Origin of the sequence: Aequorivita sp. KMM 9714 (genome assembly GCF_011065475.1) — a bacterium.
Taxonomy (GTDB): Bacteria; Bacteroidota; Bacteroidia; order Flavobacteriales; family Flavobacteriaceae; genus Aequorivita; species Aequorivita sinensis.
Genome location: NZ_JAAGRO010000001.1, coordinates 235,936 through 261,427 on the forward strand (window position 1 = coordinate 235,936; position 25,492 = coordinate 261,427).

A 25,492-nucleotide genomic window follows, 5' to 3' on the forward strand; every position below is an offset into this window, starting at 1 on the left:
AAGTAAATTAATTTATATAATAAATGTATCCCACATTTAACCAATAAATCCAATCATTCGATTTGTTTTCTGGAACTGGTCTTACTCCATTATTTTCTAAAGAAGGATTTAATCCATCCGCCCAATCTGTAAAATATTGTTGCCAACGGCTGTCTAACATAATGTCGCTAAATTGACCTATTTTGTATCTAACACCCACACTTCCAACTACCGAAAAAGTTGAACCAGCTTGCTGCTGAAATGCATTAAAGTATTTAACCGGAGTTGTTATTGGGCTATTTAAATCTCCCAATGAAGATCGAACTTCTGGTTTGTAATGCACCCAGTGAATTCCTAATCCTATATACGGCATAAGTTTATAGCCATTTGCTTGAAAAGCTCTAATACTTAATGGGTAATATTCTAATCGAGATCCAATATCTATAACCGTAACTTCGCCAGACATAGCGCGGAGCTGATCAGCAAATAATGATGTTTTATCTGGAGCTACCCACTCGCCATAATGTTTAAGTTTTGTTACATGATAATCAAGCTCAGACCTTACCTTGAAGTGATCGTTAAAATAAGTGTATCTCGTGTAGATATTAAAATCACCTCTATAGGCGAAATTTAGATAATGAACGATACCTACTCCAAAACCAATATTACCTGAGTTTGTTTCAAAATCGTGACGTTGACCGAAATCTGAGTAAAATGCTACTGGACCAGCAATAACTCCTACTTCATTAGAAAAGCCAAATTGACCATATACCGCTTGTTGGAATAGCCCCAAAAAGGAAATTACCAAAAGCCAAGTTCTTATGTTCATTATGTATATGGGATTAAATTGTATTATAACAAATATATAAAAACTTGTTAAACGTCTGAATTTTATTCTACTAATTAGTTAATTTATAATTATTCAAGTGATATTTTTTTATTTAAATGAATATAGAACAAGGTTTTTAGTTCTGTTTCTTGATAGTTACAAAATTTGAATAATGGCTAATTTGTCTATATTTTCTGAATGCCCAATTTTAAAAGTTTGAGAAAACTTTATACTTGTATTTATTTTGATACTGCAATAAATGGTATTTTAGCAAGTTAATATACAAAACCTATTTTATGAAGTGGTGGGCTATTGCTTTCCTATTGTTATTTCCCATTCTGGCAACTGCTCAGAACTATGAAGACCAATGGACTGGTCATTTTTCTTATGTTTCAGTAAAAGATATTTCCCAAGGCGATAATACTATTTTTGTTGGTGCTGAAAATGCTGTATTTACCTACAATCTTAATACACAAGAATTAAAAACTATTTCATCAATAAATGGTCTTTCAGGGAATTCTATATCTACAATTCACTACAGCGATGATTTCGACTTGTTGATTATTGGATATGAAAATGGACTTATTGAAATCGTAAAAAAAGACGATCAGAATGTATTAAAAGTGGTAGATATAGTTGAAAAACAATCTATTCCTCCTAATAAAAAACGAATTAATAACATTCGAGAACACAATGGTCAGCTCTATTTATCTACTCAATATGGCGTTTCAGTGTATGACCTTTCGCGTTTAGAATTTGGAGATACTTATTTTATTGGAGATTTGGGCGCCCAAATTGATATTATACAAACCACTATTCAAGAGCCTTATATTTATGCTGCTTCATCTACCGATGGTATAAAAAGAGCATTAGTTGATAACGACGATTTAATAGATTACAGACAGTGGACTACTATTGTTGGCGGTGGATTTAAAGCAATAGAAACTTTGGGTTCAAGCATTTATGCCGCCAACTCTTCAAATGCTGTTTTAAAAGTTACTCCTCAAGGCGGGACTACAACAGTACGTAATTTCAGTACTTCCATTCAAAGTTTTCGAAAAGCAGATAACTTGCTTACCATAACAACAAGTAATTCCGTTCAAGCTTTTTCCGATGGTTTTATTGAAGAAGCAATGGTAAACAACGTTATTGATTTTGATTTAAAACTTCAATCCGGTCTCGTTTTTGGAAACAATGTTTACTTAGGAACCACAGAAGACGGATTACTTATAGTGCCAATAGGAAATAATCAAGCTACGCAAGTATTACCAAATGGCCCTATAAGAAATAGACCTTTTGCATTAGATGCAAGTGAAAATCAACTTTGGGTAACTTTTGGAGATGTTACGGTACACTTCAACCCATACCCATTGTCTAGATATGGTGTTAGTCAGCTTAAAGATTCCATTTGGATTAATACTTCTTATGAAGAATTAAGCACTGCTGTAAATGGTGAACCAACAGATTTGATAAACGTAACTATAAATCCACAAGACCCCAACGAGGTATTTATGAGTAGTTTTCAATTTGGTTTGCTTAAAATGGTTGAAGGCGCACCATCAATATTATACAACGAAAATAACAGCCCTCTAGACAAAGCCATACTAAATGGAAGTGACGCGGGGATAAGAATATATGGGTCAGACTATGATCGTCAAGGTAACCTTTGGTTTTTGCAAAGTAGAACAGATGATGCGCTTGTAAAACTATCTTCTGGAGGACAATTTCAAAAAATAGATATTTCAAGTATTATCAATCCTGTATCTGATTTTGCAATGACAAAATTAGTTGTTGATCGATCTAACAACATTTTCTTCGGAACTTATGGCAGTGGGATGGTTGGTTACAATCCATCAACAAATAAATTCAACAAAATTGGCGAGGGTACAGGCTCTGGAAATTTACCCAACCTTAGCGTTAGAGCATTAGCTTTAGATAGCCAAAACAGATTATGGATTGGCACATTAAAAGGACTTAGAGTGCTATACAGTCCAGGAAGCTTTTTTGATGAAGGATCAATTCCACAGTCTCAAGCTATAATTATTTTAGAAAACGGAGTTCCTCAAGAATTGCTTTACGAACAATCCATAACAGATATTGAAGTTGACGGATCAAATAATAAATGGATTTCAACTGCCACTTCAGGAGTGTTTTATCTTTCTCCAAATGGACAAGAAACCTTATTGCGATTTAACAAGGATAATTCACCATTACCAACAAATAACGTTCAAGATATAGCCATCGATCCTAATAGCGGAGTTGTTTACTTTGCAACTTCTCAAGGATTATTAGCCTACAAAGGAAGTGCAACTGCGCCAAGTGAAAACTTAGATAAGTTACGCGCCTTTCCGAATCCTGTACGCCCAGGGTTCAATGGAAATGTTACTATAGATGGACTTACAGCTGGAGCTAATGTTAAAATTACAGATATTAACGGAAGCCTTGTATTCGAACAAACTTCTGAAGGAGGAAGCATTCTTTGGGATACCACTGCCTTTGGAAAATACAAAGTGAGATCTGGAGTGTATTTTGTATTAGTAACTACAGACGATTATGCCGAAACTAAAGTTTCTAAAATAATGATAATTCGATAATGGTTGTCGCTACAAAAGCCATTGTATTTTCAGCTATAAAATATTCTGAAGCCGATTTAATTGCTGTATGTTATACTGAAGCAGCAGGCATTAAAACCTATCTGTTACGCAACATTCTTAAGTCGAAAAAAGGGAAATTAAGAACTTCATTCTTTCAGCCTCTTACTCAATTAGAAATAATAGCAGACCACAAAAATAAAGGCACCTTAGAATATATCAAGGATGCCAAAGTATTTTATCCATATCAAACATTACACACAGATATAGTGAAGTCTAGTCTCGTGATGTTTTTATCTGAAATGCTTAAAAACTGTATTCGTGAAGAGGAAGTTAACGAGGAACTTTATTCTTTTCTAGAAAACTCGTTTATATGGCTCGATCAGAATGATGAAGTTGCCAACTTCCATATTTACTTCCTACTAAAATTAAGTATGTATTTAGGCTTTTATCCTGACACCTCTAGAATAGAAGGAAAATATTTCAACATTGAAGCAGGTCTTTTCCAAACAACAGATTTTGAAAACATTTGTTTTGAGGGGCCACAAGTTGAAAGCTTTAAAAAGTTTTTCAGTGTAAATGCTAAAAATTTAAATGACATTAAACTTACCAAAGACGATAGAAAACTAGTGTTAGAATTAATCTTAACCTACTATAGCTTCCACGTGCAAGGTTATCACAAACCAAAATCCCTGGCTATATTAAACCAGTTATTTAATTAAGGCTTATTATTGATTATAATTTAAGCTGAAGATGTTCGTAATCGCCATCGCCAAGCTGCTTTCTTCCAACACTTTGAAAGCCTAGTTTTAAATACAACTTCTTTGCATTTGGATTATTGAAATCTACTAGAAGTCCTATTTTTTCATGACCTTCTACTCTTGCTTCATCCATTGCAGCAGCAATTAGTTTTTTACCAATTCCTTTTCCTTGGTAATTTGGAGAAACACTTACTGTATCGATATATACTTCCCCAGGGGCGGTTTCATCTTCTATCACTAAGTCATTCACACCATACTTTTCTGCTATATATTCCATAAATGGTTTTCTATATATTGGTAGTAATTTCCCGTCATATGTTGTAATAGAACCCATTACCACACCGTCTTCTTCATAAACAAGAGTATGATCGAAACTGTATTGATTTTCTTTTTTCTGAAAGAAATGTGCAAACAATTCGTAAGTATCTTCAACCTTATTAGTATTAGCGAAAGCACAAGCTAATTCTTCCATTGCTTGAACCATTAAGGGTACAACGTCTTTAAAATCTTCAGGTTTGGCTGCTCGAATATTTAGAGTCTCCACATTATTCATATTAAAAATAAATTTTTAACCGCCAAAGTAAGTCAAACTCTTTACGGTTTTCAAAAGAATAACAATTTCTTAAGACCTAATTTTTCTAAAGGATTTTAATAGATAAAAAGTCTTAGAAGGAGCACACGCTCACTTTAAAAGAGTATTTAATTCCTTCAAAAATAGAAGCACTAAGTAAAGTGGTTATTCGTGAGCGAGTATGAGATGATGGTCGTCTTGAACTTCAAAAACTGGATAAAATTCCATAACGTTTTCTACATTATCAAGACTGCATAATAAATTTACCGCAGCACACAGTCCTTTAAAAAGTGTTTCTTTAGAAGTAGTAAATTCAGGTTTAGCGTTTTTGTAATGTAATGGCAATACATAACCACAGCCTTTAAGAAATTCTTTTTCTATTCTTAAGAGCTCTAATGGTGTATATCCAAAGAATCTTCTTCCTAGCCTTTGATGCACCAAACCTACATAGTTTAACTGCAACGAACCGTGATAATCGCTTAAATGCTTCCAACTATCAGTATTGTTACAAATAGTGCCAACAGCACAACTCTTGCAACACTCAGCGTTTAAAGTGCCATTATGAAAAGCAGTATAAAGCTTATCTAAAGCATCATCCAATCTTTTGGTTAATTTCATAATCACCTAATTTACAACACTATGAAATTAAGCAATTTAAAAAACCCTTCAAAAATATTGGTTCTTTTTTTTACAGTTTACAGCAGTTTTATTTGTTTACTCTGTGAAAATCTAAATCTTGATAGTTATAACTAAAATCAGTTAATGGTGAAATTGGACTCATTTTAAAACCATTGGCTTTCCCTTCGGTATCAAGGTTAAAATTCACAAAGGCATCTGCTTTAAGTGAGGTGTCGTCCCAACGCACTATATAAGTAGTTCCCTTATAAAAAGTCATAGAACCAACTAGGTCTATTGCCTTTTCAGCTTTAAAACGAATTTTTCCATTTTTATTGCTGATTTCCACTTTCCCAAACCACGGGTCTTTATATGTCCCTAAAATATTAGAAGGGTCTGGTTTTGGTGCTTTACTTTTTAATTGAATTTTTAAATCTGATGCTATTTGAGCATTAATGCTATCCTCAGCACGCTCTCCTTTTAATCGGCGTTCGTTGTAGTCCTTAATTCTGTCTTCGCCTTTTATTCCAAAATATCCGTCTTTAATAGAATTAGTAATTGCTGAAAAAGCAGCGCCACTTTGTTGATTGGTAAGTACAATAATCCCCAATTCTAATTCTGGAATTATGGTAACTTGACTAACGATTCCTAATAAACCACCTGTGTGTGTAGATTGAAAATAGCCATTTTCATCACTTAAAAACCAACCTAAACCATAAGCTGAAAAATGGGTGTTATAATGTCCTCTCCCTCTTCTAACTAAAGTTTGTGGCGTCCACATTTCACGATGCATCTTTTTGCTAAATAGGCTGTCTTGAAGTTTTTCGCCGTATTTTCCTTCGTTTATTTGCGCTTGAACCCATTTGCTCATATCGTTAATAGAAGCGTAGATTCCAGCTGCAGGCGTAGCTATTTGCGTAAAAGTGTAACCTGTTATTTCTAATTTTCCATCTACTGGAGCGTGTCCGTCTATACGGTTATTATCTGCATCAATTTCAGGAATTGAAAGCAAGGAGCGATTCATCCCTAATGGCTTAAAGAAGTTATCTTCTATATAAGTATCAAAATCCCTTTTAGAAACTCGTGCTACAATCTCCCCCGCTACAATGTATAAAAGGTTGTCATAATCATATTTTGAACGGAAAGAAGATACTGGTTTTAAATACCTCAGGTTATGAATCATTTCATCCATAGTGGTGGTATTTTTTGCTGGAAAAACCATTAAATCACCTGCGCCTAAACCTAGACCACTTCTGTGCGTCACCAAATCGCGTACTGTAAATTCGGCCGTTACGTAGGAGTCGTGTAATTTAAACTCTGGGATAATATCAGTTACTTTTGTATCCCATTCCAATTTCCCTTGATCTATTAATTGAGCAAGCGCAGCAGTTGTAAATGCTTTAGTATTTGAAGCAACTCCAAAAAGTGTGTTTTCGTTAACCTTTTCGTTCGTTTTTAGTGAACGTACTCCATAAGTGTTTTTATGATAGATTTTTCCATCCTTTAGTACCGCTACAGCCATACCTGGAACGTCAAAAGTTTTCATAGTTTTATTAACCAAACTATCAATTTGAGAACTACTCAATTCTTGTGAGGTTACAGAAAGATTAAAAGACAATAAGAAAATAAAAAGAAGAGAAGTCTTAATGGCAATTGGATTCATATAAAATGATATTTTGAAATTAAAGCTTAAAAGTAGGTAATCTTTCCTTAATTTCTTTGTCATTTTCTAAGTCGAACCCTAGTAAATTCCCACATAAGGGTATTAAAATTGCATATGGGTTTCTAAAATGAAAAACGAAATCAACAGTATTTTAAGAACAAAATATTTGATATTTAACGACTTATAGCGCATCCACATCTATAAAAACATTATTTTTAAGATTAATTTATTTAAAACCCTAACCAAAATTTATGTTATGAAGTCACTTTTATTACTTAACATTTCATTAATAATCTATATTTTATGTTAACTGTAAAAAGTGAAACTTATCATAAAATCTTCAGTTTCTAACGCATTTCAAGTTTATGGCTCGCTTTATGAAATGCACGTCCACAGATTACCATAATCTTCACATTAGTTTAGGATTTTGATAAGTATCCATGTGAATTTTAAAAGGTAGTTTTCCAAAAAATTTATAAATTATGAAATTTCAATTATTTACCATTGCATTTGCCGCACTAACATTGTTCAGTTGCGGTGTAAATCAAAACAAAAGTATGTCAGCTAATAACGACCAAGTAGAAATCACAAATACCAAATGGGTTCTTCAAACACTGGAAGGGCAAAAAGTTGATGCTTTTCAAAACGGAAAAGAGATAAGTTTTACATTAGACACTGAAGAAAACCGCATTAATGGTTTCTCTGGTTGTAACAGTTTTTTTGGGATTTATAATCTAGAAGAAGGAAATAGAATTAGATTTTCAGCTTTAGGTGCAACAAGAATGGCTTGTCCTGAAGGCGCTATTAATGAAAATGACTTTTTAGAGATTTTTAACCTAGCCGATAATTATACAATTAATGGAGATAGATTGGAATTAAATGTAGGCAAAAGAGCACCTTTAGCTGTATTTAAAAAAGCTAAAAATTATGCAGAACCTATTGTAGAGAAATATTGGAAATTGAAAAAGCTAGAAGGAAAGGATATTAAGATGGTTAAAAACCAAGTAAAAGAGATATTCTTCATGTTAAAAACTGATGACAACCGAGTAACTGGATTTGCAGGTTGTAACACAATCTTAGGGTCTTATAAGCTAGAAGAAGGAAATAGAATTCGTTTTTCTAATATGGGATCTACAATGATGGCTTGTCCAGATGTTGATATTAATGAGGCTGATTTTCTGAAAATCTTCCAAATAGTAGATAATTATACAATCGATGGAGATACGCTTACATTAAATTTTGGAAGAAGAGCTCCTCTAGCCGTCTTTGAGGCCGTTTATTTCAACTAAATTTTAATCGTCTTCTCATTATGCTGAATTACAAAAGTGATTTTAATTGACGCTTTTTCAGTATATTCATTACAGAAAATAAATCAAATTGATGGAAAACTAACGATTTTTAAGATTAAGGTTTTCCATCAATATTTTTTAATTTCTTCTATTTCATACTATTTATTATATTTAGTATTTGAATTTGATAATCAACAACTTAGTGTATGATTTCAACTAAAACACCAATATGAATTACTTACTTATATTTTTCTACTTTTTAATTTCTCAACCACAAACCGATACTTATACGCTTACTTTAACCGTTGATAATATTAAAGAAGTAAACGGCACTATTGAAATAGGTCTTTTTAACAATGGCGATCGATTTCTAGAAAAAGGTCAAGCTTATAAAAGTATTTCCATTGATGTAAATAATAGCTCGGAAACTATTACTATAAATAATATTCCAAAAGGGACGTATGCAATTTCACTGTTTCAAGATCTTAACGATGATAAAATTTGCAACCAAAACTTTTTCGGTATCCCCAAAGAACCTTATGCCTTCTCAAACAACATTAGGCCGAAGTTTTCTGCCCCTACTTTTGAAGATTGCCAATTTGAATTGAATTCAGATAAATCGGTTAAAATATCTCTGTTGAATTAAGATATCACCATTTTACAACCGCAACTCTCTTAAAACCAATACCCTACAAACCAAACATTGTTAATTACACAATAAAATGGTATATTCGCGCCATTGTGTTTTAAAATTATCATATTAAGAGGTTCTTTTTTGCATATTCTTTAGCTAACTACCTCTTATTTTAAGTCTAATAATTAGACTTTCTAGTTGCCAATCGCAACGTTTTCACAATCGATTATTAACATTAAGCAGTTACTTAAAGTAGCATGCTTGATATAACTATATTATTTTATGAATAAGAAACGCACGAACAAGAAAAGAGTTGGTATTATTGGTGCTGGACCGAGTGGTTTAGCTCAACTTAGAGCTTTTGAAGCATTACAAAACAAAGGCGAAGAAATTCCAGAGATAGTATGTTTTGAAAAGCAGAGCAACTGGGGAGGAATGTGGAATTACACTTGGAGAACTGGTGTTGGTAAATATGGCGAGCCAATCCACGGAAGTATGTATAAATATTTATGGTCTAATGGACCTAAAGAATGCCTAGAGTTTTCTGATTATTCGTTTGATGAGCATTTCAAAAAGCCTATTTCATCATATCCACCAAGACCGGTTTTATTCGATTATATTCAAGGAAGAATTAAAAAAAGTAAAGCCCGCGAATACATTCGTTTTGATACTACAGCGCGTTGGGTAAGTTATGACGAAAAAACAAAGAAGTTTACCCTTGTTCTCGACGACTTAAAAATTGATAAAACTTATTCAGAAGAATTTGATTATCTAATTGTTGCATCTGGACATTTCTCTACTCCTAATATGCCTTACTTTAAAGGAATAGAAAACTTCCCTGGAACAGTAATACACGCTCACGATTTTAGAGGTGCAGATCAGTTTAAGGATCAAAATTTACTATTGATTGGTAGTAGTTATTCCGCTGAAGATATTGGAGTACAATGCCATAAACACGGAGCAAAATCGGTTACACTTAGCTACAGAAGTAACCCTATTGGGGTTGCATGGCCAGAAGGGATAAAAGAACTTCCACTCGTAACGCACTTCGAAGATGATACTGCTTACTTTAAAGATGGGACTACTGAAAAGTTTGACGCTGTAATTATGTGTACTGGATACCAACACAAATTCCCATTTTTACCAGATGAACTTAGATTAAAAACAAAAAACAATCTTTATCCTGATCACCTTTACAAGGGGATTTTCTTTAACAAGCTTCCTCAATTAATTTACTTGGGAATGCAAGATCAGTATTATACTTTCAATATGTTTGATGCTCAAGCATGGGTTGCACGCGACTTTATGATGGGAACTTATAAGCTTCCTGAGCAAAATGAAAGAAGATTAGATATGGATAAATGGTTGGAAAGAAATGACAAATTAGAAACATCTTTCGATCACGTAGATTTCCAATCTGATTATATAAAAGACTTGTTAGCACTTTCAGACTATCCAGATTTTAATGTAGATACTGTAGGTGAAATGTTTAAATCTTGGTTGAAAGACAAAGAAGAAAACATCTTAACCTATCGTGATAAAACATATAGAAGTGTGGTTACAGGAACAATGGCTGCAGAACATCATACCGATTGGATGGATGAACTTGACGACAGTAAGGAACGCTATTTATACGAACCTGAAGAGGAAGAGGCTATTCCAGAAAACATTTAAAGTTTTCTTATTTCATAAACAGAACTACCCATTAAAACATTTTAATGGGTAGTTTTTTTTTATACAAAAGGTTGTCCTTAAATATTTAACAATAGATTAATTTATTTTAGTTCGTAAAATACCGAACTAATCGTAATTTTGTTTTGTAGTTGGATGGATGCGACTCATTACCCACGAAAAGTCAATCAAAATATTAATAATTAACCAAAAATTATAATCATGCAAACTTCATTTTTACAATCTATTAAGGATACTATTAAACATTGGTACATCCCATTATTTGTTGGGTTATTGTTTGTAATACTAAGTATAGTAGTGTTTTCATCTCCTGTAGGATCAATGTTAACGCTGTCCATATTTTTTGCGCTATCATTTTTATTTAGTGGACTGTCCGAAATTATTTTCTCTATTGCCAACAGAGACCGATTAGACAACTGGGGATGGTCTTTAGCTTTTGGAATTATTACTTTTATTGTGGGAATTTCATTATTAAGTCATCCAGCACTTTCAATAACAGTACTGGCATTTTACATTGGTTTTTTACTTCTTTTCCGCTCTATTTCGTCTATAAGCTTTGCTTTAGACCTTAAGAAATATGGTAGTAAAAATTGGGGAGGATTACTTGTTTTTGGAATTTTAGGAGCAATTGTTTCCTTCTTATTAATTTGGAATCCACTTGTTGCAGGATTAAGCGTAGTTGTATTAGTTGCTTTAAGCTTCCTATTTGCTGGAATTTTCAGCATTCTATTAGCATTCCAATTAAGAAAGATACATAAGGCCACTAAGGAAATTTCCGACGATTTAAAAAATCGTTATGCAATCCTAATGGAAGATATTCGCAAAGAATGGGATAGTTAATATCAAGAATTTCTCGGGAGGTTTTAGACGTATTTCTGAAAATATTTTAGGCCATTTTTCGACGTTAATATTCATAGGAATAGCCTAATTTTGCACATTTTTCAATGTCTAATAACACTAAATCCATATTGTCTAAAACCGCCCGTATCTGGTTACTGTTCGGAATACTTTTCCTAGCAATCAACCTTCGTCCAGCACTTTCTAGTATTGGACCCTTAATAGATGATATTGGCCGCGACCTAAACCTAACAGAAAGTTTATTAGGCTTATTAACTACATTGCCACTTTTGGCTTTTGGTTTTATATCTACAATTACGCCTTTTTTCACTAAAAAATTCGGTCTTGGAAGAACCTTACTAGCATCCATGGTCCTTCTTACACTAGGGATACTAATCCGTTCAAGTGGTGGGGTTTTTGCATTGTATTTTGGAACTATGCTTTTAGGAATTGCTATTGCCTTTGGTAACGTTTTAATTCCAGCGATAACAAAAAGTAACTTTCCAAATAAAGCAGGATTAGTAACGAGTTTACACTCAGCTTCAATGTCTTTAGGCGCAGGATTGGCTGCAGGATTGAGTGTTCCATTAGCAAAAGACTTAAATCTTGGATGGCGGGGCTCACTTTCGGTATGGGCAGCACTTGCTGTTATGGCATTTTTTATATGGATTCCTCAGATTAAAAAAATAAAGAATACCACCCCGACTAGAGGTCTTAAAGAAGCTATGAAAAAACTCAGTAGTTCTAGACTAGTATGGCAGATTGCAATTTATATGGGACTACAGTCTTTTGCATTCTACGTGATGTTAGCTTGGCTACCAAGTATTTTAATAGATTTCGGCTACAATGCAGAATTTGGGGGTTGGATGCTTTCCTTATCTCAAGCTACTGGAATTCTCGGAGCACTTATCATTCCAATATGGGCAGCCTCACGCAAAGATCAACGTGCAGTAGTTGCATTTTTGATTTTATTCGAAATTATAAGCTTCATAGGATTAATGCTACCTGCTTTTATTCCAATTTACATTTGGGTTTCTATACTTGGGTTTGTTCTTGGGGGTGCTTTCAGTCTAGCACTTCTTCTAATTGTTTTACGCGCTCCAGATTCCGAAACAGCGGCAGAGCTTTCTGGGATGGTGCAATCTATAGGGTATTTTCTAGCAGCCATTGGACCTTTTCTTATTGGAGTAATTCAAGATTTTACAAATGAATGGATGTATTCATTAGGACTATTAGTATTAGTCGCTATTTACAAGCTAATTTCAGGACTACAAGCAGGAAAAGCTCAAAAGGTATAAAAACCTACACACAGTTTAGCATTGCCCGATAAAAGACCGCTTCTCTTTACTTTTTGAACAAAAACAATCTTGATGTTTTCAATTTTATTTGAAGACCTGCTCACTCCTAACTAAAAACTCCTCTCTTAATCCTAAGAAGAGCTTTTAACAAACTTAGGATTGAGGTACAACTTCCCCTTTTTCAACTTGTCTAGGTAATTATTCATATCCGCATAAATCTCTGGAGCTAGAATGTACAATCCTGCTATGTTTGGAAATGACATTGCTAAAATCATCATATCGGCAAAACTTAGTACCGCTCCAAGACTTACTGAAGCTCCTAGAACAACAAAACCTAAATACATAAACTTGTAAAGCAACTCTCCTTTTTTACTTCTTCCGAATAAATATGTCCAAGAACGCATTCCGTAATAAGACCACGAAACCATGGTAGAGAAAGCAAATAGAAAAACTGCAATTGCTAATACTACTGGGAACCAAGACACCACACTTCCAAAAGCATCGGCTGTAAGTTCAACACCTCCCATCCCACTATTTCCTTCATGTTTCCCTGTAAAGATTAATACTAAGGCCGTCATTGTACAAACTACCATAGTGTCGATAAATGGTTCAACAATAGAAGTAAAACCATCAGCGATAGGGTGATTCGTTTTTGCAGGACTATGAGCAATGGCAGCAGAACCAACTCCTGCTTCACTAGAAAAGGCTGCACGTTGTAATCCAACTATAAGCACACCTATAAATCCACCTTTAAGTGCATCGGCTGAAAAAGCACCGTCAAAAATCGCTAAAAACGCTCCACCTAGACCTTCAATATTAGATCCAATTACTACTAAACACCCCACTATATAAAGAAGAGCCATAAATGGCACTACCTTTTCTGTAACCTTGGCTATACTTTTTATTCCTCCAATAATTACAATTCCAACAAGAATTGCGAATCCAACGCCAAACCAAAAACCTTGCCCTTGTAAGATTGGAATCTGCTCCGAAACAATTTTAAATGCTTGGTTTGATTGTAGCATATTTCCACCACCAAAAGAAGCTCCAACTCCTAAAATTGCAAAAAACGCAGCTAGAAATTTTCCTAAACCTTTAAGGTTGCGCTTTTCAAGACCATATCGCAAATAATTCATAGGCCCACCAAAAACACGTCCATCTGAGTCGATAACACGATATTTCACACCCATAGCACATTCGGCAAACTTCATAGACATCCCGAAGAACCCAGCCATAAACATCCAAAAGGTAGCACCAGCTCCTCCTAATGAAATAGCAACAGCAACACCTGCGATATTCCCTAAACCAACAGTTGCAGAAACAGCAGTAGCCATAGCCTGAAAATGCGTAATACTTCCTGGAGCATTAGGATCGTCATACTTCCCTCGTGCTAAATCAATAGAATGTTTAAACCCTCGGATATTGATAAACTTTAAACGAAGTGTGAAAAATATACTTCCGAAGATTAACCAAATTACAATAAATGGGATGGTGTTTGTCACTATGTCCCCATTAGGATGTAATAGATGTTGTTCACTTTTAAAATCTACCCTACCCACAGTAAGCTCCTCCGCAGAAGAGGCTAAAGAAGTCGGGGTTATAAGTGTACCTTCTTTTACTATTTGATGTAGGGTTCCGTTATAATTTGCTTGCAATATAGTTTCCTCACCATCAATTTCAAGTATAGCAAGCTGTTGATTTTTCTTTACTTCACCTCCATCTTCAACTAACCATTTTTTTACTAAATAGTTATTTTGCTCAATATCTGTATCTGGTGGTGATATATTTTCGTGAGAAATATAAACTGTAGGATCATACACTCCTAAGGTCGCAAATGGATCCCAAAAAAGGATAGCTCCTAGAAAATCTACTGCGGGCTGAACTTTACTGTTAAAGATTTCGGTGATTGATTCTGCTGGAATTTTAAAGGATTTCGAAGCTGTATTTCCCTTAGAGTCGGTTACCGTTACCGAATGATCCATTCCTTCAATTAAACCCTTTGATCGTTTCGAGATTAATGAAGTGTTTTTATTACTCCATTTATACTGATAAGGAGGCGTACCACCTTTAACTTTTATTTGAGCGGTTCCGTTATTTATTTCGGAGGAAGGGTTGTTTAGTTCGAGACTGATTTCCAAATTACCATTGGCATCAGTTTGGCTTTGGGCATAACTGCTCGACATTAGAATAAATGAAAGAAATAGAATACATAGTGCTCTAATCATCAATTTTTGGACTTTTTTGGATTTAAAATGTTGAATTTTGCAATTTAATGATAAAGAGAAGTCTACCCAAGAAATTCCCACCCTTTCTCAAAATTCATTATTTATATATGAAGTGTTTTTCTCTATAAAAATTCTTATTTCTGAATTGCTTTTAACTCGTTTAAATAAAGAATATAGTCTGTTAAATAATATTTAAGATTCTTCGGTTAGAGAAACTTTCGCCCTCCTATTCGTTATATTTGAGAGAAATAGAAAAACTCGAACTCTCAAGACCATAATAAAATAATATGAAAAATTTAGAAGGTAAAGTAATAATCATAACAGGTGGAGCGGCAGGAATTGGAGGTGCAATGACCACCGAACTAACAGAAAGAGGTGCTAGTGTAGTTGCTGTAGATTTAAATGAAGAGGCAGGAAAAGAAAAAGTAGCATCTAACCCAGAGAAAATAGCCTTTTTAAAAGGAGATATCTCTAAAGAGTCTATTGCAAAGGAAGCTGTTGAATTAGCTGTTTCTAAATTTGGAAAACTTACGAGTTTGGTAAATAACGCTCATGCCTCTCGCCAAAAACCACTTTTAGAACTTACCGAAGAGGATTGGGCTTTATCTATGAATACAGGTTTAAAAGGCACCTTAAACTTCATGAAAGCCGCATACCCTGAACTTAAAAAACACAAAGGTTCTATTGTAAACTTTGGTTCTGGCGCAGGATTGTTAGGGCAGAAAAACCAAGGAAGTTATGCTGCTGCAAAGGAAGCTATTAGAGGCTTATCTCGAGTTGCCGCTAATGAATGGGCAGAAGATGGGATTAGAGTAAATGTAGTATGCCCGCTTGCGTTTACCGATGGAGTTAAACAGTGGAAAGAAGCTTTCCCAGAACAGTACGAAGAGATTATTGGTAAAAACCCAATGCATCGTTTTGGAGATCCTCAAAAAGATGTAGCTCCAATTATCGCATTTTTATTGAGTGAGGACAGTCAATATATGACCGGCCAAACCTTGATGGCAGATGGTGGAGATATAAAATTGAGATAGAGTAAAATATATGAACACAAAAGAATTATTCAACTTAGAAGGAAAAATAGATGGGGAGCCCCAAAATAAGTAAAAGAGCCGGCAACATCACGAGATAAAACTTGTGTTTGTTGTGAGGTTTCTCTTTCAAACGACAGTAATTCAAGAAAAATAAAAACCACCTGCAAAGCAAGTGGTTTTTTTAGTTTCAGGATATTTTAGATGCTGAAGGTTATTCCTTCCCTTCCTTCAATAAAGAAGTTAGAATTCCGCCATCTATTAAAATATCGCTACCAGTAATAAAGTTTGCTTTGTCACTGATAAGGAATTTTACAACCTCAGCAATATCTTCTGGAGTTCCTGTTTTTCCAAGTGGTGTTACCTCTATCATTTTATTAATTCTGTCTGCATGTTCTTCCGCTGCTTTAAGTCCCATAGGAGTCATAATCACTCCTGGCGATACTGAGACAATTCGCGCACCTTTTTGCCCTATTCTAAAGGCATTCTCTTTAAGAAGTAGCAATACTCCTCGCTTGGCGAAATTATACATCATATCGGCATCGTCATTTACAAATTTCGCCACTGTAGAAAATGAATCTTCCTTTTGAGGGTTTAATAAAGCAGCATCATACTCGTCATTTGGCGGAATAGTATGCCCCATAATAGATGAAAACAATACTAACACAGAATTTTTAGTCGCTATTTTATAGAATTCGTCTATAACAATATCTGTTCCTACTAAGTCTATATTGAATACGTTTTTAGGCTTTTGCCCGCTACCGCTAACTCCCGCTGTATGGATTATTCCACCAAAATCTCCGTGATTAAGAGAGAACTTCATCAACTTTACAACATCATCTTTTTTCGTAATATCACAAGCTATCCCCACCGCATCATAACCTTCTTTTGTGAGGCTTTTTACTGCTTCATCAACAGCATCATTGGAGTAATCGGTAATTACTAATTTATGGTCTTTCAATGCTTTTGCACAAGCAGTTCCAATCCCTCCTGCTCCACCAGTAATTACTATTGTTTTTTTCTTATTTATAGCTTCCATATATCTAAAATTAAATTTTCAACAACCTCAAAGTTAACACTTATCACTTTGCTTTGAAATGATATAAATCACTAAGTAACAACTGAAAATTGGGTTTCTATCGTGGATAAATTACCACTTTACTTAAATCTGGAAAACGTCTTTCTAACTTAGCAGGTAATCTATCTAATTGACCAAAATGTGAAACGTATCCTCTTCTAGCAGAGACTAAGATTATAAAATCTGTAGGATTAACTTGTTCTAACAACTTACGGAAATCTTCCCACTTACTAAACAGATGGAAATTTAAAGCTAAATTAATTTTATTGCGTTTTGCGAAATTTAAAATCTCTTGATGTGTATCTTCAGTACAGTTTAGATTAATTGGAATAGAGAGTTCAACCGAAAGTTTAATTAATTTATTAACCCAAGATTCAAAACCTTCTTCAAATTCAGCATTTGGCGGCACTACCACAAACAATCTTTTATGATCCACCAAAGGCACAGCAAACTGACATATAAATAGCGTCTTTTCAGTGTTTTCTAATATACTTTCAACTTTATCTCCAATCAAAATATCTAAAAACCCTGTTTTCTGAGGCCAACCTAATAAAATAAGATCGGCTGTAATTTCTTTAGCGGTTCTCGAAATTCCACTGGCAGCATTATGATCGATAGTAGCATTAATTGTGACATTTGTTTCTGAAGCGGTAGTTTCTGCAATAAACTTTTCAAGTCCTTGTTTCGCCTTTACTATTTTTATTTCGGCTTCTGTAGTATTCGGCACTACAGTTAACAATGAAAGTGGATGGCTAGATTTTTTGTCCTTTATTAAAACAGCAAATTCTAAAATCTTATCAATATTGGTCATATTGGCGATAGGTATTAGAATCTGTTCGCTATTTGCTCCAGAAATTGCTGGGACTTCATCATCTCCATCGCGGATAACCATTTTTGCAGCGCTTTCAGTTGCGAAGGAAGCAACTATACATGTAATTAATATTAGAAGTACGGTACCGTTAAGAATATTTGCATCAAGAATTCCGGCATTAAACCCAACTAAAATCACAGCTAGAGTAGCCGCAGCATGAGCACTACTTAATCCGAAAATCAGTTTTCGTTGTCCTTTTGAAAATTTAAAAATAAGCTGTGTGAAAAAAGCTGCAATCCACTTTCCAGTAATAGCAACTACAGTTAAGGTTGCAGCAATAATAAGCGCCATAGGTCCACTTAAAATCACACTAACATCTACTACCATCCCCACGCTAATTAAGAAAAAAGGAATAAAAAGAGAGTTACCAATAAACTCAATGCGGTTCATCAAAGCGGAGGAATTCGGAATAAGTTTGTTAAGAGCTAATCCCGCTACGAAGGCACCAATAATAGATTCGAGCCCTGCAAGTTCTGCTAAGAAGGCAGAAAAGAAAACAACTGAAAGCACGAAGATATAATGCGAATGCTTTTCGCTTTCTAGAGTTTTAAAAAACCATTTTGCAATCCTAGGAATAACAAGAAACATAAAAGCTGAAAACAAAACAAGAGAGACTCCCAATCTAATCCAGAACTCTTGAGTAAGTCCGCCTGTGTGCGAACCTAAAATTACCGCTAGTAAAATAAGCACAGCAGTATCTGTTAAAATTGTTCCGCCTACAGTAATGGCAACTGCGATATTTTTAGAAACTCCAAGTTTACTAACAATTGGGTAAGTCACTAAAGTATGAGTAGCAAACATACTTGCGGTAAGCAAACTAGCATTTACATCGAAACCTAAAAGGTAATGACATACTGGAAAGCCAAGCGCAAGGGGAATTGAAAAGGTGAGAAATCCAAAAATTATACTTTTATTCTTGGTGGCTTTAAACTCGTTTAAATCCAATTCCAATCCAGCAATAAACATAATATATAAAAGCCCAATAGTTGAAAATACATCTACAAACAGACTGTCTTCTAATAGATTTAGACCTTCAGGGCCAATGATAATCCCTGATACAATCAAGCCGATAATTCCAGGGATTCTAATTCTGTTTAATAAAACGGGTGCCAATAAAATAATAAAAAGCACCAATGAAAATATCAATACCGGATTGTGAAGAGGCAGCTGAAAATGCTCCGTAAGCTCGTTGAGAATAGCATCCATAGGGTGTTGGTTTTGTTTTCCTAAAAGCAATCTCTAATTTTCTAAATCAGCATTATTCGCTCCTAAGGTATATCGTAAAAATAATAAATATACTTTGTGAATGGCAATAGTTATGTTACTATTCAACTTTGTTTTGCAGTAATATTAAAATTAAGTAATTACTTATTGCCTCATTGAATTCAAACCCTAACAATAAAAGGCATAAATTTGTGATCTGCATATTACACATTACGTATTTGTAATAAATTGAAAATATAGAATTGTTATGACTGAATTTTTTGAAGCGAATAAAATCCAACTTATCTACGCGGTTATAGTTATTATCGGTGTTTTTATATTGCGTTTCTTAACAGGGATTCTTCATAAACGCGTAATCATCGCCGAGCAGAAAAGATTTCCAGGAATGAAGTCTAATGCTATAAATCTAATTAAAAGGATTTTAAATTCACTTTGGTTGGTATTGGGTTTAATGGCTTTAATTTTCTTGTTTTTTGGGGAAGCTTACAAAAAACTTCAAGACGATTTTAGAATAGTAATTTACATAGGAATTGTAGCCGTTATTACCATTGTTGCTGCTTCATCTGTAAACCTATGGTTTAGACGAGCTATAGAACGAAAAACTATCGAAAATGAAGACCCGACGGCATTCAAGTTCCTACGTTATGTGGTAGTTTTTTCCGTTTATATACTTGGTTTATTAATTGCTTTATTAGCATTTCCTTCCTTAAAAGGTGTTGCACAAACTGCTCTGGGTGGTGCTGGTGTTATTGCTTTAATAGCAGGTGTAGCCTCGCAAGAAGCTTTGGCAAACCTTGTAGGTGGAGTTTTTATTATTTCGTTTAAACCGTTTAGAATTGGCGATATAATAAAAATCACCGATTCTATGGTTGGTACAGTTACCGATATTACATTAAGGCACACTGTACTTCGAAACTTCGAAAACAAAATGATTGTTATTCCGAATGCAATCATAAATAAAGAAAAAATTATCAATTATGATATTGGCGATCTTAAAATCTGTGAACGTATAGAGTTTGAAATATCCTATGAAAGCGACCTAGATCTAGCTAAAAAGATAATGCAAGAGGTATGTGAATCACATCCATTAATTCTGGACAATAGGTCGGAAATAGATATTTTGGATGGAAAACCTATTGTACGTACTGCATTAGTTTCTATTAACGCTTCCACCTTGTCTGTTCGTGCTTGGTGCTGGGCTAGAAATTATAGCGACTCCTTTAATTTAAGATGTGACATTCTGGAACAAGTAAAAAAACGTTTCGATGTTGAAGGTATAGACCTCGCCTATCCACATACCACCGTTGTTTTTAAAGATGAAGAATTGTTTAAAAACAAGAAACCAGAGAGTTAAAAGTTCAATTTTCATACTTCAGAAAGTTAAATGTAAATTTCATTTTACCTGTTAATGGAAAAAGATAAAAACGAATCAAAGACTATTGTAAAAGTTGCTTTTATAATTATTATGGTGCTTTGTATTTCAGGATATGTAAGCAGTCCATTAGCTTTGGTTGGAGGATTTCTATTCTCTTACTTTTTAGGCCATCCTTTTTTAACATTAAACAGCAAAGCAGTTAACTGGCTTTTAAAAATTGCCGTAGTCGGTTTAGGGTTTGGAATGAACCTTAAAGAAACTTTAGCTGCCGGAAAGGACGGTTTTTTATTGACTGTTTTCTCTATCATCGCCACTTTAGTTGTTGGCTATTTAGTGGGGAAGCTCTTAAAAATGAATCGTAAAACTAGTCACTTAATTAGTTCAGGTACGGCAATCTGTGGTGGAAGTGCAATTGCTGCGGTTTCACCTGTAATAAATGCTTCAGAAAAAGACATCTCTATTTCATTGGGAGTGATTTTCTTATTAAACTCTATTGCTTTAATCGTTTTTCCTCCTTTAGGGCATTTGCTTGGCCTTAGCCAGCATCAATTCGGACTTTGGTGCGCTATTGCCATTCACGACACAAGCTCTGTTGTAGGAGCTGCTTATGCTTTTGGGGATGAAGCCTTAAAAGTGGCTACAACAGTAAAACTTGCTAGAGCACTTTGGATTATTCCGCTTGCATTACTATCGGTTTATTTGTTCAAAGGAAAAGGGAAGAGCGTGAAAATTCCTTATTTTATCTTCTTATTCGTCTTGGCTATTATATTGAATAGCTATTTACCAATTCCTGAAACAATTACTACTAGTATCACCGGTATTTCAAAATCACTATTAGTACTTACCTTGTTCTTAATTGGCGCCGGACTTTCTTTAGATAAAATTAAGTCTGCTGGATGGAAACCTATGATACTCGGCTTTACCTTATGGGTTTTTATTTCGGTTAGTGCTTTATTAGCAATCTTTAGCTTGTAACCTCAACATCAAAAAGTCTTATAAAAAGACTCTGCGCCTTTGCAATTATTTAAATCGCAAAGACGCAGAGAGTTATTTTTAATTAATATGTAGTATTAAATTAATTTAAGCTGATTTATTATCTCTTGTAAAGAAACCTTCGCATCGCCAAAGAGAATACTACAATTGTCAAGTCCAAATAAATCGTTTTGAACTCCTGCATAACCTTTCCCCATGCTTCGTTTCATAACCACGACTTGATTACTTTCATGAGCTCGTATAATTGGCATTCCGTAAACGGGGCTATCTGGATTATTTTCGGCAGCTGGGTTTACAACATCGTTAGCTCCAATAACTAAAACCATATCGTATTGTGACATATTTTCGTTACCCTCATCCATTTCTTTTAAACGAGAATACTCAACGTTTGCTTCTGCAAGTAAAACATTCATATGCCCTGGCATTCTACCTGCTACTGGGTGAATAATATAATCTACTTCACAATTTCTTTTTTCTAACATCTGTTGCAATTGCCCGCAGGTGTGTTGGGCTTGAGCAACAGCCAAACCATAACCCGGAACGATTGCTACTCTTTGAGCAAACGAAAGTGCTAATGCCGTTTCTGAAACACTTATATCTTTAATTTCCTGCTCTTCTTCTGCAGCTCCTCCTTTGCTCTTTTTAAAAGTCCCAGCAAGCACTTTCATTAAAGAGCGGTTCATCGCCTTACACATTAACAATGTAAGTAAAATCCCTGCAGCTCCAACAAAAATACCACCTGCAATCATCACTTTATTGCCGTAAACAAATCCGGCGAAAGCTGTTGCAATACCTGTAATACTATTTAAAAGTGATATAACTACCGGCATATCTGCACCACCAATTGGCAAAACGAAAAGCACACCATAAACCATTGCAATAACAGCTAAGATGTACATAAACACAGTAAATTCAACAGGGATAAATCCGATAAAATAAAGCACTGGAAGCAAGAACATTAATAGTAAAAGAAATCTTGCTGAAAATATTACCAACTTAGTACGTTTGTCTTTTACTTTACCTGCCAGTTTACGCTCGGCAATAATACTACCAGTAAGAGCCACAGCTCCTGTTACTAACCCTGAAATAAGAAGGATTTTATTTCCTAATATGGCTGTTGCAGCATCCATTTGGTTGGCTTCCACTAAACCTAATAACATAGCACACCCACCCCCAGTAGCATTAAACAACGATACTAGTTGTGGCATACCTGTCATTTCTACTTTATCTGAAAGTCTTTTACCTACTACAGTTCCGACAGCAATAGCTAAAAACAATATTATTAAGTTAGTATATGGAACAGTTTCTGTGACAGCCGAAATAAATGTGATTACCACAGCTAGGGTCATCCCCGAGGCAGCTATAAGGTTACCGGTTTTTGCATTTTTAGGAGAACTCATAAATTTTAATCCACCTAAGAAGGAAAGAGTTGCTAATAAATAACCTATTTCAATGATTGCTTGCATTGGTTTTTTAAGATTTGGAAATTAGTTGGAAAGAAATCAGATTTAAGGATTAAGAGTAATCCTTCTATTTATTATTTTCTTTTTTAGGACTAAACATTTTAAGCATACGTCCGGTTACAAAGAAGCCCCCAGAAATATTTAATGTTCCAAGAAAGACTGCAATACCTCCTAAAGTGAGATTGAGGTAATCGTCTTCTGGCACGTTTAGCATTACTATAATAGCTCCTACTAAAATAACTCCACTAATAGCATTAGCACCAGACATAAGTGGGGTGTGTAAAATAGCAGGAACATTTGAAATTACTTCAATGCCAATAAAGACACAAAAAATAACAAAATAAATTTCTTGAATGTGTTGGTTGATGAAATCCATAATTTAGGCTGGTTGGAATTTGTTGATGAAATGTGGGTGTGTCCATTCTCCATTGTCCATTATTTTAGAACCTGATAACAATGGATCATCTACTGAATTTTCAGCTTTTTGTTTATATTTTAAGAAAGAGAAAAAGTTGTTGGATAGTAACTTAGAAGCTGCTGCAGGTATATCGGCAGATAGGTTTGAATTCCCTATAATTGTAACACCGTTATGCTGAATTGTTTCCTTGTTTCTAGAAAGTTCGCAGTTACCTCCTTGCTCTGCTGCAAGATCTACTATTACACTTCCAGGCATCATTGCATCTACTGAACGAGTTTCAATTAGTAAAGGTGCTTTTCTCCCAGGAATATTTGCAGTACTAACTACAATATTTGCAGTAAGAATATGATTGTGGATAAGCTCTTTTTGCTTTTTCTGATATTCTTCACTCTGTTCTACAGCATAACCACCAGCACTAGAGGATTCAGTATAACCTTCAACTTCTATAAAAGTTGCACCAAGACTTCGTACTTCTTCTCCTGCAGATTTGCGGACATCAAAAGCTTCTACTACCGCACCCAAACGACGCGCTGTTGCAATAGCTTGTAGTCCTGCAACTCCAGCACCCAAAATTAATACTTTAGCAGGAGTAAGTGTTCCCGCTGCTGTAGTAAACATTGGAAAAACTCCATTGTAAATTTCAGATGATTTTATAACCGCTCTGTAGCCGGCCAATGAAGCCATAGACGAAAGCACGTCCATAGATTGCGCCAAGGTAGTACGAGGCAATAAATCTAAACTATAGACTGTTGCTTTGTTATTTTTATAATTTTCAAATTTAGTGTCGTAAAATAGTGGATTAAAAATACCGATAAAGCAAGTATTTTCCTTTATTTCAACTTCACTAGAAGTATGGTTGATAGATATAATGGTATCCGACTTTTCGAAAATACTTTCTCGCTTCGCACTAGTTGCTCCAGCTTGTTCGTATTCTTCATCTTTAATCTGAAGCGAGTCGCCAAGTCCTGACTCAAAAAGAACATTATATTTTAACTCTGCCGTTAGGCGTTTTACTTCTTTAGGCAATAAACAAACCCGGGTATCATTAGGGGTTTTTAAAATACCTATAGTTTTGGCTTGAGTGTTTTCGCTCATATGTGAATTGAGTTTTCGGTTTTAAAAAATTACTTTAATAAAACGCTAAAATACTCTTCTTTTACTTTTCTATAGTTTTCTAAATGTTGCATATAGTTCTTTCTAAATTTTTCGTGTTCAGACACAAAAAACATATCACATTCAACATCTTCACACTCAGCAGCTCTAGGTAAACCATCTTGGTACTTTTGAAACTCAATTATTTTTAAATCGTTTACTTCTTTTTCCTTTAGGAATTTCTCTAGCACAGCTTGTGAATCTTCTTTGGTTGTAAGTTGGGCTTTACCTAGATCTACTAGATTAGTTATTTCTTTACCAATGTAATTTAAATGATCTAACCAGTTTTCAAGCTCAACATAATTGTTTTTATAAGCTATTGATTCAGGGGAATCGTGATTGTAAATCTGCATGATACTCTTTTTTTTAAGTTTATTAAAGCAGTTAATTACAAAAACTCCTTTGTAACTAACCACTCTTAAATTATTTAAAGGTCTTGCCTTTTATTATAACAATACGTCTATATCTATAGGTTTTTCTGCTTGTTGAACGCTTGTAATTAGCAATTCTTTTGAACCATTAGGAAATTTCCAAATTACAGAATCGCCTTGCGCATATCCCATTACAGCTGCACCCATTGGAGCCAAAATCGAAATTTTATTTGCCGCTATATCACGTTCGGTAGGAATTACCAATTGAAATTGATTTTCCCAAGTACCAGATTTAACCGTAACTACACTGTTAAAGCGAATTACATCATCAGGCATTTCATCGTTATCGCAAATACGAGCTACAGTCATTTCTGTACTCAATTTTTTCAACGATTCTTTTGTGTTTTCGTCTTTATAATAGCCGGAAACATTTAATAGACGCTTTAAAAAGACGTATTCCTTTTTTTCTAATATCAAATTTCCATATTTCATGGTTCCTTTGTCTGTTTTAAAAAAAGATAGTTCATCACAG

Annotated in this window: 22 protein-coding genes; 10 read left to right on the forward strand and 12 right to left on the reverse strand. The window is 34.5% G+C overall.

Annotated elements, in window-relative coordinates:
- Nucleotides 1-7: 7 nt before the first annotated feature.
- On the reverse strand, nucleotides 8-808 hold the full coding sequence (locus G3A46_RS01085; RefSeq protein ID WP_165145087.1) for a glutamate dehydrogenase: 801 nt from the start codon (nucleotides 806-808) through the stop codon (nucleotides 8-10).
- 296 nt (nucleotides 809-1,104) lie between these two features.
- Here G3A46_RS01085 and G3A46_RS01090 point away from each other — a divergent pair, with 296 nt between their 5' ends.
- Together G3A46_RS01090 and recO are read left to right on the forward strand one after the other, a co-directional pair.
- Nucleotides 1,105-3,402: a T9SS type A sorting domain-containing protein gene (locus G3A46_RS01090; RefSeq protein ID WP_165145090.1), complete on the forward strand. Its 2,298-nt coding sequence runs from the start codon at nucleotides 1,105-1,107 to the stop codon at nucleotides 3,400-3,402.
- Entirely contained in the window at nucleotides 3,402-4,121 is a 720-nt protein-coding gene (gene recO / locus G3A46_RS01095; protein WP_165145093.1) for a DNA repair protein RecO, read from the forward strand. Before G3A46_RS01090 ends, recO begins: the two co-directional genes overlap by 1 nt.
- Before the next feature lie 13 nt (nucleotides 4,122-4,134).
- Here the strand turns inward: recO and G3A46_RS01100 are convergent, their stop codons facing one another.
- The 3 genes from G3A46_RS01100 to G3A46_RS01110 all read right to left on the reverse strand — a co-directional run bounded on the left by G3A46_RS01100 (nucleotide 4,135) and on the right by G3A46_RS01110 (nucleotide 7,072).
- Complete coding sequence (locus tag G3A46_RS01100) at nucleotides 4,135-4,713, reverse strand: GNAT family N-acetyltransferase (protein ID WP_165145096.1); 579 nt, start codon at nucleotides 4,711-4,713, stop codon at nucleotides 4,135-4,137.
- 183 nt (nucleotides 4,714-4,896) lie between these two features.
- Complete coding sequence (locus G3A46_RS01105) at nucleotides 4,897-5,349, reverse strand: Na(+)-translocating NADH-quinone reductase subunit F (protein ID WP_165145099.1); 453 nt, start codon at nucleotides 5,347-5,349, stop codon at nucleotides 4,897-4,899.
- A gap of 88 nt (nucleotides 5,350-5,437) precedes the next feature.
- A complete protein-coding gene (locus tag G3A46_RS01110) occupies nucleotides 5,438-7,072 on the reverse strand; it encodes a serine hydrolase (RefSeq protein WP_241836848.1) in 1,635 nt (544 codons plus the stop codon).
- 419 nt (nucleotides 7,073-7,491) lie between these two features.
- On the opposite strand from G3A46_RS01110, the gene G3A46_RS01115 reads away from it, so the two are divergent.
- From G3A46_RS01115 to G3A46_RS01135, 5 genes are all read left to right on the forward strand, one after another.
- Nucleotides 7,492-8,298 (forward strand): META domain-containing protein, encoded by an 807-nt coding sequence (locus G3A46_RS01115; RefSeq protein WP_165145105.1) that lies wholly within the window; start codon nucleotides 7,492-7,494, stop codon nucleotides 8,296-8,298.
- Nucleotides 8,299-8,527: 229 nt separating this feature from the next.
- The gene (locus G3A46_RS01120; protein WP_165145108.1) at nucleotides 8,528-8,944 is read left to right on the forward strand and encodes a DUF2141 domain-containing protein; all 417 of its coding nucleotides are present in this window, start codon (nucleotides 8,528-8,530) and stop codon (nucleotides 8,942-8,944) included.
- A 270-nt stretch (nucleotides 8,945-9,214) separates the two neighbouring features.
- The gene (locus tag G3A46_RS01125) at nucleotides 9,215-10,606 is read left to right on the forward strand and encodes an NAD(P)/FAD-dependent oxidoreductase (RefSeq protein ID WP_165145111.1); all 1,392 of its coding nucleotides are present in this window, start codon (nucleotides 9,215-9,217) and stop codon (nucleotides 10,604-10,606) included.
- Between the two features lie 219 nt (nucleotides 10,607-10,825).
- Nucleotides 10,826-11,464 carry an HdeD family acid-resistance protein gene (locus tag G3A46_RS01130; protein WP_165145114.1) on the forward strand — a complete coding sequence of 213 codons (639 nt, stop codon included), beginning with the start codon at nucleotides 10,826-10,828 and terminating at the stop codon, nucleotides 11,462-11,464.
- 104 nt (nucleotides 11,465-11,568) lie between these two features.
- Nucleotides 11,569-12,759 (forward strand): MFS transporter, encoded by a 1,191-nt coding sequence (locus tag G3A46_RS01135; protein WP_165145117.1) that lies wholly within the window; start codon nucleotides 11,569-11,571, stop codon nucleotides 12,757-12,759.
- Nucleotides 12,760-12,890: 131 nt separating this feature from the next.
- Here G3A46_RS01135 and G3A46_RS01140 read toward each other — a convergent pair whose 3' ends face one another.
- Entirely contained in the window at nucleotides 12,891-14,984 is a 2,094-nt protein-coding gene (locus tag G3A46_RS01140) for an amino acid carrier protein (protein WP_165145120.1), read from the reverse strand.
- 287 nt (nucleotides 14,985-15,271) lie between these two features.
- Between G3A46_RS01140 and G3A46_RS01145 the strand changes: the two genes are divergently transcribed.
- Nucleotides 15,272-16,018, forward strand: coding sequence for an SDR family oxidoreductase (locus G3A46_RS01145; RefSeq protein WP_165145123.1), 747 nt, complete (start codon nucleotides 15,272-15,274; stop codon nucleotides 16,016-16,018).
- A gap of 211 nt (nucleotides 16,019-16,229) precedes the next feature.
- Here G3A46_RS01145 and G3A46_RS01150 read toward each other — a convergent pair whose 3' ends face one another.
- Nucleotides 16,230-17,054, reverse strand: a complete 825-nt coding sequence (locus tag G3A46_RS01150; protein WP_165145126.1) for an SDR family oxidoreductase — start codon at nucleotides 17,052-17,054, stop codon at nucleotides 16,230-16,232.
- A gap of 97 nt (nucleotides 17,055-17,151) precedes the next feature.
- Nucleotides 17,152-19,170 carry a cation:proton antiporter gene (locus tag G3A46_RS01155; protein WP_165147548.1) on the reverse strand — a complete coding sequence of 673 codons (2,019 nt, stop codon included), beginning with the start codon at nucleotides 19,168-19,170 and terminating at the stop codon, nucleotides 17,152-17,154.
- 265 nt (nucleotides 19,171-19,435) lie between these two features.
- Here G3A46_RS01155 and G3A46_RS01160 point away from each other — a divergent pair, with 265 nt between their 5' ends.
- Nucleotides 19,436-20,542: a mechanosensitive ion channel family protein gene (locus tag G3A46_RS01160; RefSeq protein WP_165145129.1), complete on the forward strand. Its 1,107-nt coding sequence runs from the start codon at nucleotides 19,436-19,438 to the stop codon at nucleotides 20,540-20,542.
- Between the two features lie 54 nt (nucleotides 20,543-20,596).
- Nucleotides 20,597-21,538 carry a putative sulfate exporter family transporter gene (locus G3A46_RS01165; protein ID WP_165145132.1) on the forward strand — a complete coding sequence of 314 codons (942 nt, stop codon included), beginning with the start codon at nucleotides 20,597-20,599 and terminating at the stop codon, nucleotides 21,536-21,538.
- Between the two features lie 95 nt (nucleotides 21,539-21,633).
- On the opposite strand, the gene G3A46_RS01170 is transcribed toward G3A46_RS01165, so the two are convergent.
- The 5 genes from G3A46_RS01170 to G3A46_RS01190 all read right to left on the reverse strand — a co-directional run bounded on the left by G3A46_RS01170 (nucleotide 21,634) and on the right by G3A46_RS01190 (nucleotide 25,452).
- Nucleotides 21,634-23,022, reverse strand: a complete 1,389-nt coding sequence (locus G3A46_RS01170; RefSeq protein WP_165145135.1) for an NAD(P)(+) transhydrogenase (Re/Si-specific) subunit beta — start codon at nucleotides 23,020-23,022, stop codon at nucleotides 21,634-21,636.
- A gap of 64 nt (nucleotides 23,023-23,086) precedes the next feature.
- On the reverse strand, nucleotides 23,087-23,395 hold the full coding sequence (locus G3A46_RS01175; protein ID WP_139854057.1) for an NAD(P) transhydrogenase subunit alpha: 309 nt from the start codon (nucleotides 23,393-23,395) through the stop codon (nucleotides 23,087-23,089).
- A gap of 3 nt (nucleotides 23,396-23,398) precedes the next feature.
- On the reverse strand, nucleotides 23,399-24,532 hold the full coding sequence (locus G3A46_RS01180; RefSeq protein WP_165145138.1) for an NAD(P) transhydrogenase subunit alpha: 1,134 nt from the start codon (nucleotides 24,530-24,532) through the stop codon (nucleotides 23,399-23,401).
- Nucleotides 24,533-24,561: 29 nt separating this feature from the next.
- A complete protein-coding gene (locus G3A46_RS01185) occupies nucleotides 24,562-24,942 on the reverse strand; it encodes a hypothetical protein (RefSeq protein ID WP_165145141.1) in 381 nt (126 codons plus the stop codon).
- Nucleotides 24,943-25,035: 93 nt separating this feature from the next.
- Nucleotides 25,036-25,452, reverse strand: a complete 417-nt coding sequence (locus tag G3A46_RS01190; protein ID WP_165145144.1) for a GreA/GreB family elongation factor — start codon at nucleotides 25,450-25,452, stop codon at nucleotides 25,036-25,038.
- Nucleotides 25,453-25,492 lie beyond the last annotated feature (40 nt).

What these genes read in the sequence shown, in the direction of transcription:
- G3A46_RS01085 (WP_165145087.1), bottom strand. Translation starts at nt 808, where the DNA reads ATGAACATAAGAACTTGGCTTTTGGTAATTTCCTTTTTGGGGCTATTC.
- G3A46_RS01090 (WP_165145090.1), top strand. Translation starts at nt 1,105, where the DNA reads ATGAAGTGGTGGGCTATTGCTTTCCTATTGTTATTTCCCATTCTGGCA.
- recO (WP_165145093.1), top strand. Translation starts at nt 3,402, where the DNA reads ATGGTTGTCGCTACAAAAGCCATTGTATTTTCAGCTATAAAATATTCT.
- G3A46_RS01100 (WP_165145096.1), bottom strand. Translation starts at nt 4,713, where the DNA reads ATGAATAATGTGGAGACTCTAAATATTCGAGCAGCCAAACCTGAAGAT.
- G3A46_RS01105 (WP_165145099.1), bottom strand. Translation starts at nt 5,349, where the DNA reads ATGAAATTAACCAAAAGATTGGATGATGCTTTAGATAAGCTTTATACT.
- G3A46_RS01110 (WP_241836848.1), bottom strand. Translation starts at nt 7,072, where the DNA reads ATGACAAAGAAATTAAGGAAAGATTACCTACTTTTAAGCTTTAATTTC.
- G3A46_RS01115 (WP_165145105.1), top strand. Translation starts at nt 7,492, where the DNA reads ATGAAATTTCAATTATTTACCATTGCATTTGCCGCACTAACATTGTTC.
- G3A46_RS01120 (WP_165145108.1), top strand. Translation starts at nt 8,528, where the DNA reads ATGAATTACTTACTTATATTTTTCTACTTTTTAATTTCTCAACCACAA.
- G3A46_RS01125 (WP_165145111.1), top strand. Translation starts at nt 9,215, where the DNA reads ATGAATAAGAAACGCACGAACAAGAAAAGAGTTGGTATTATTGGTGCT.
- G3A46_RS01130 (WP_165145114.1), top strand. Translation starts at nt 10,826, where the DNA reads ATGCAAACTTCATTTTTACAATCTATTAAGGATACTATTAAACATTGG.
- G3A46_RS01135 (WP_165145117.1), top strand. Translation starts at nt 11,569, where the DNA reads ATGTCTAATAACACTAAATCCATATTGTCTAAAACCGCCCGTATCTGG.
- G3A46_RS01140 (WP_165145120.1), bottom strand. Translation starts at nt 14,984, where the DNA reads ATGATTAGAGCACTATGTATTCTATTTCTTTCATTTATTCTAATGTCG.
- G3A46_RS01145 (WP_165145123.1), top strand. Translation starts at nt 15,272, where the DNA reads ATGAAAAATTTAGAAGGTAAAGTAATAATCATAACAGGTGGAGCGGCA.
- G3A46_RS01150 (WP_165145126.1), bottom strand. Translation starts at nt 17,054, where the DNA reads ATGGAAGCTATAAATAAGAAAAAAACAATAGTAATTACTGGTGGAGCA.
- G3A46_RS01155 (WP_165147548.1), bottom strand. Translation starts at nt 19,170, where the DNA reads ATGGATGCTATTCTCAACGAGCTTACGGAGCATTTTCAGCTGCCTCTT.
- G3A46_RS01160 (WP_165145129.1), top strand. Translation starts at nt 19,436, where the DNA reads ATGACTGAATTTTTTGAAGCGAATAAAATCCAACTTATCTACGCGGTT.
- G3A46_RS01165 (WP_165145132.1), top strand. Translation starts at nt 20,597, where the DNA reads ATGGAAAAAGATAAAAACGAATCAAAGACTATTGTAAAAGTTGCTTTT.
- G3A46_RS01170 (WP_165145135.1), bottom strand. Translation starts at nt 23,022, where the DNA reads ATGCAAGCAATCATTGAAATAGGTTATTTATTAGCAACTCTTTCCTTC.
- G3A46_RS01175 (WP_139854057.1), bottom strand. Translation starts at nt 23,395, where the DNA reads ATGGATTTCATCAACCAACACATTCAAGAAATTTATTTTGTTATTTTT.
- G3A46_RS01180 (WP_165145138.1), bottom strand. Translation starts at nt 24,532, where the DNA reads ATGAGCGAAAACACTCAAGCCAAAACTATAGGTATTTTAAAAACCCCT.
- G3A46_RS01185 (WP_165145141.1), bottom strand. Translation starts at nt 24,942, where the DNA reads ATGCAGATTTACAATCACGATTCCCCTGAATCAATAGCTTATAAAAAC.
- G3A46_RS01190 (WP_165145144.1), bottom strand. Translation starts at nt 25,452, where the DNA reads ATGAAATATGGAAATTTGATATTAGAAAAAAAGGAATACGTCTTTTTA.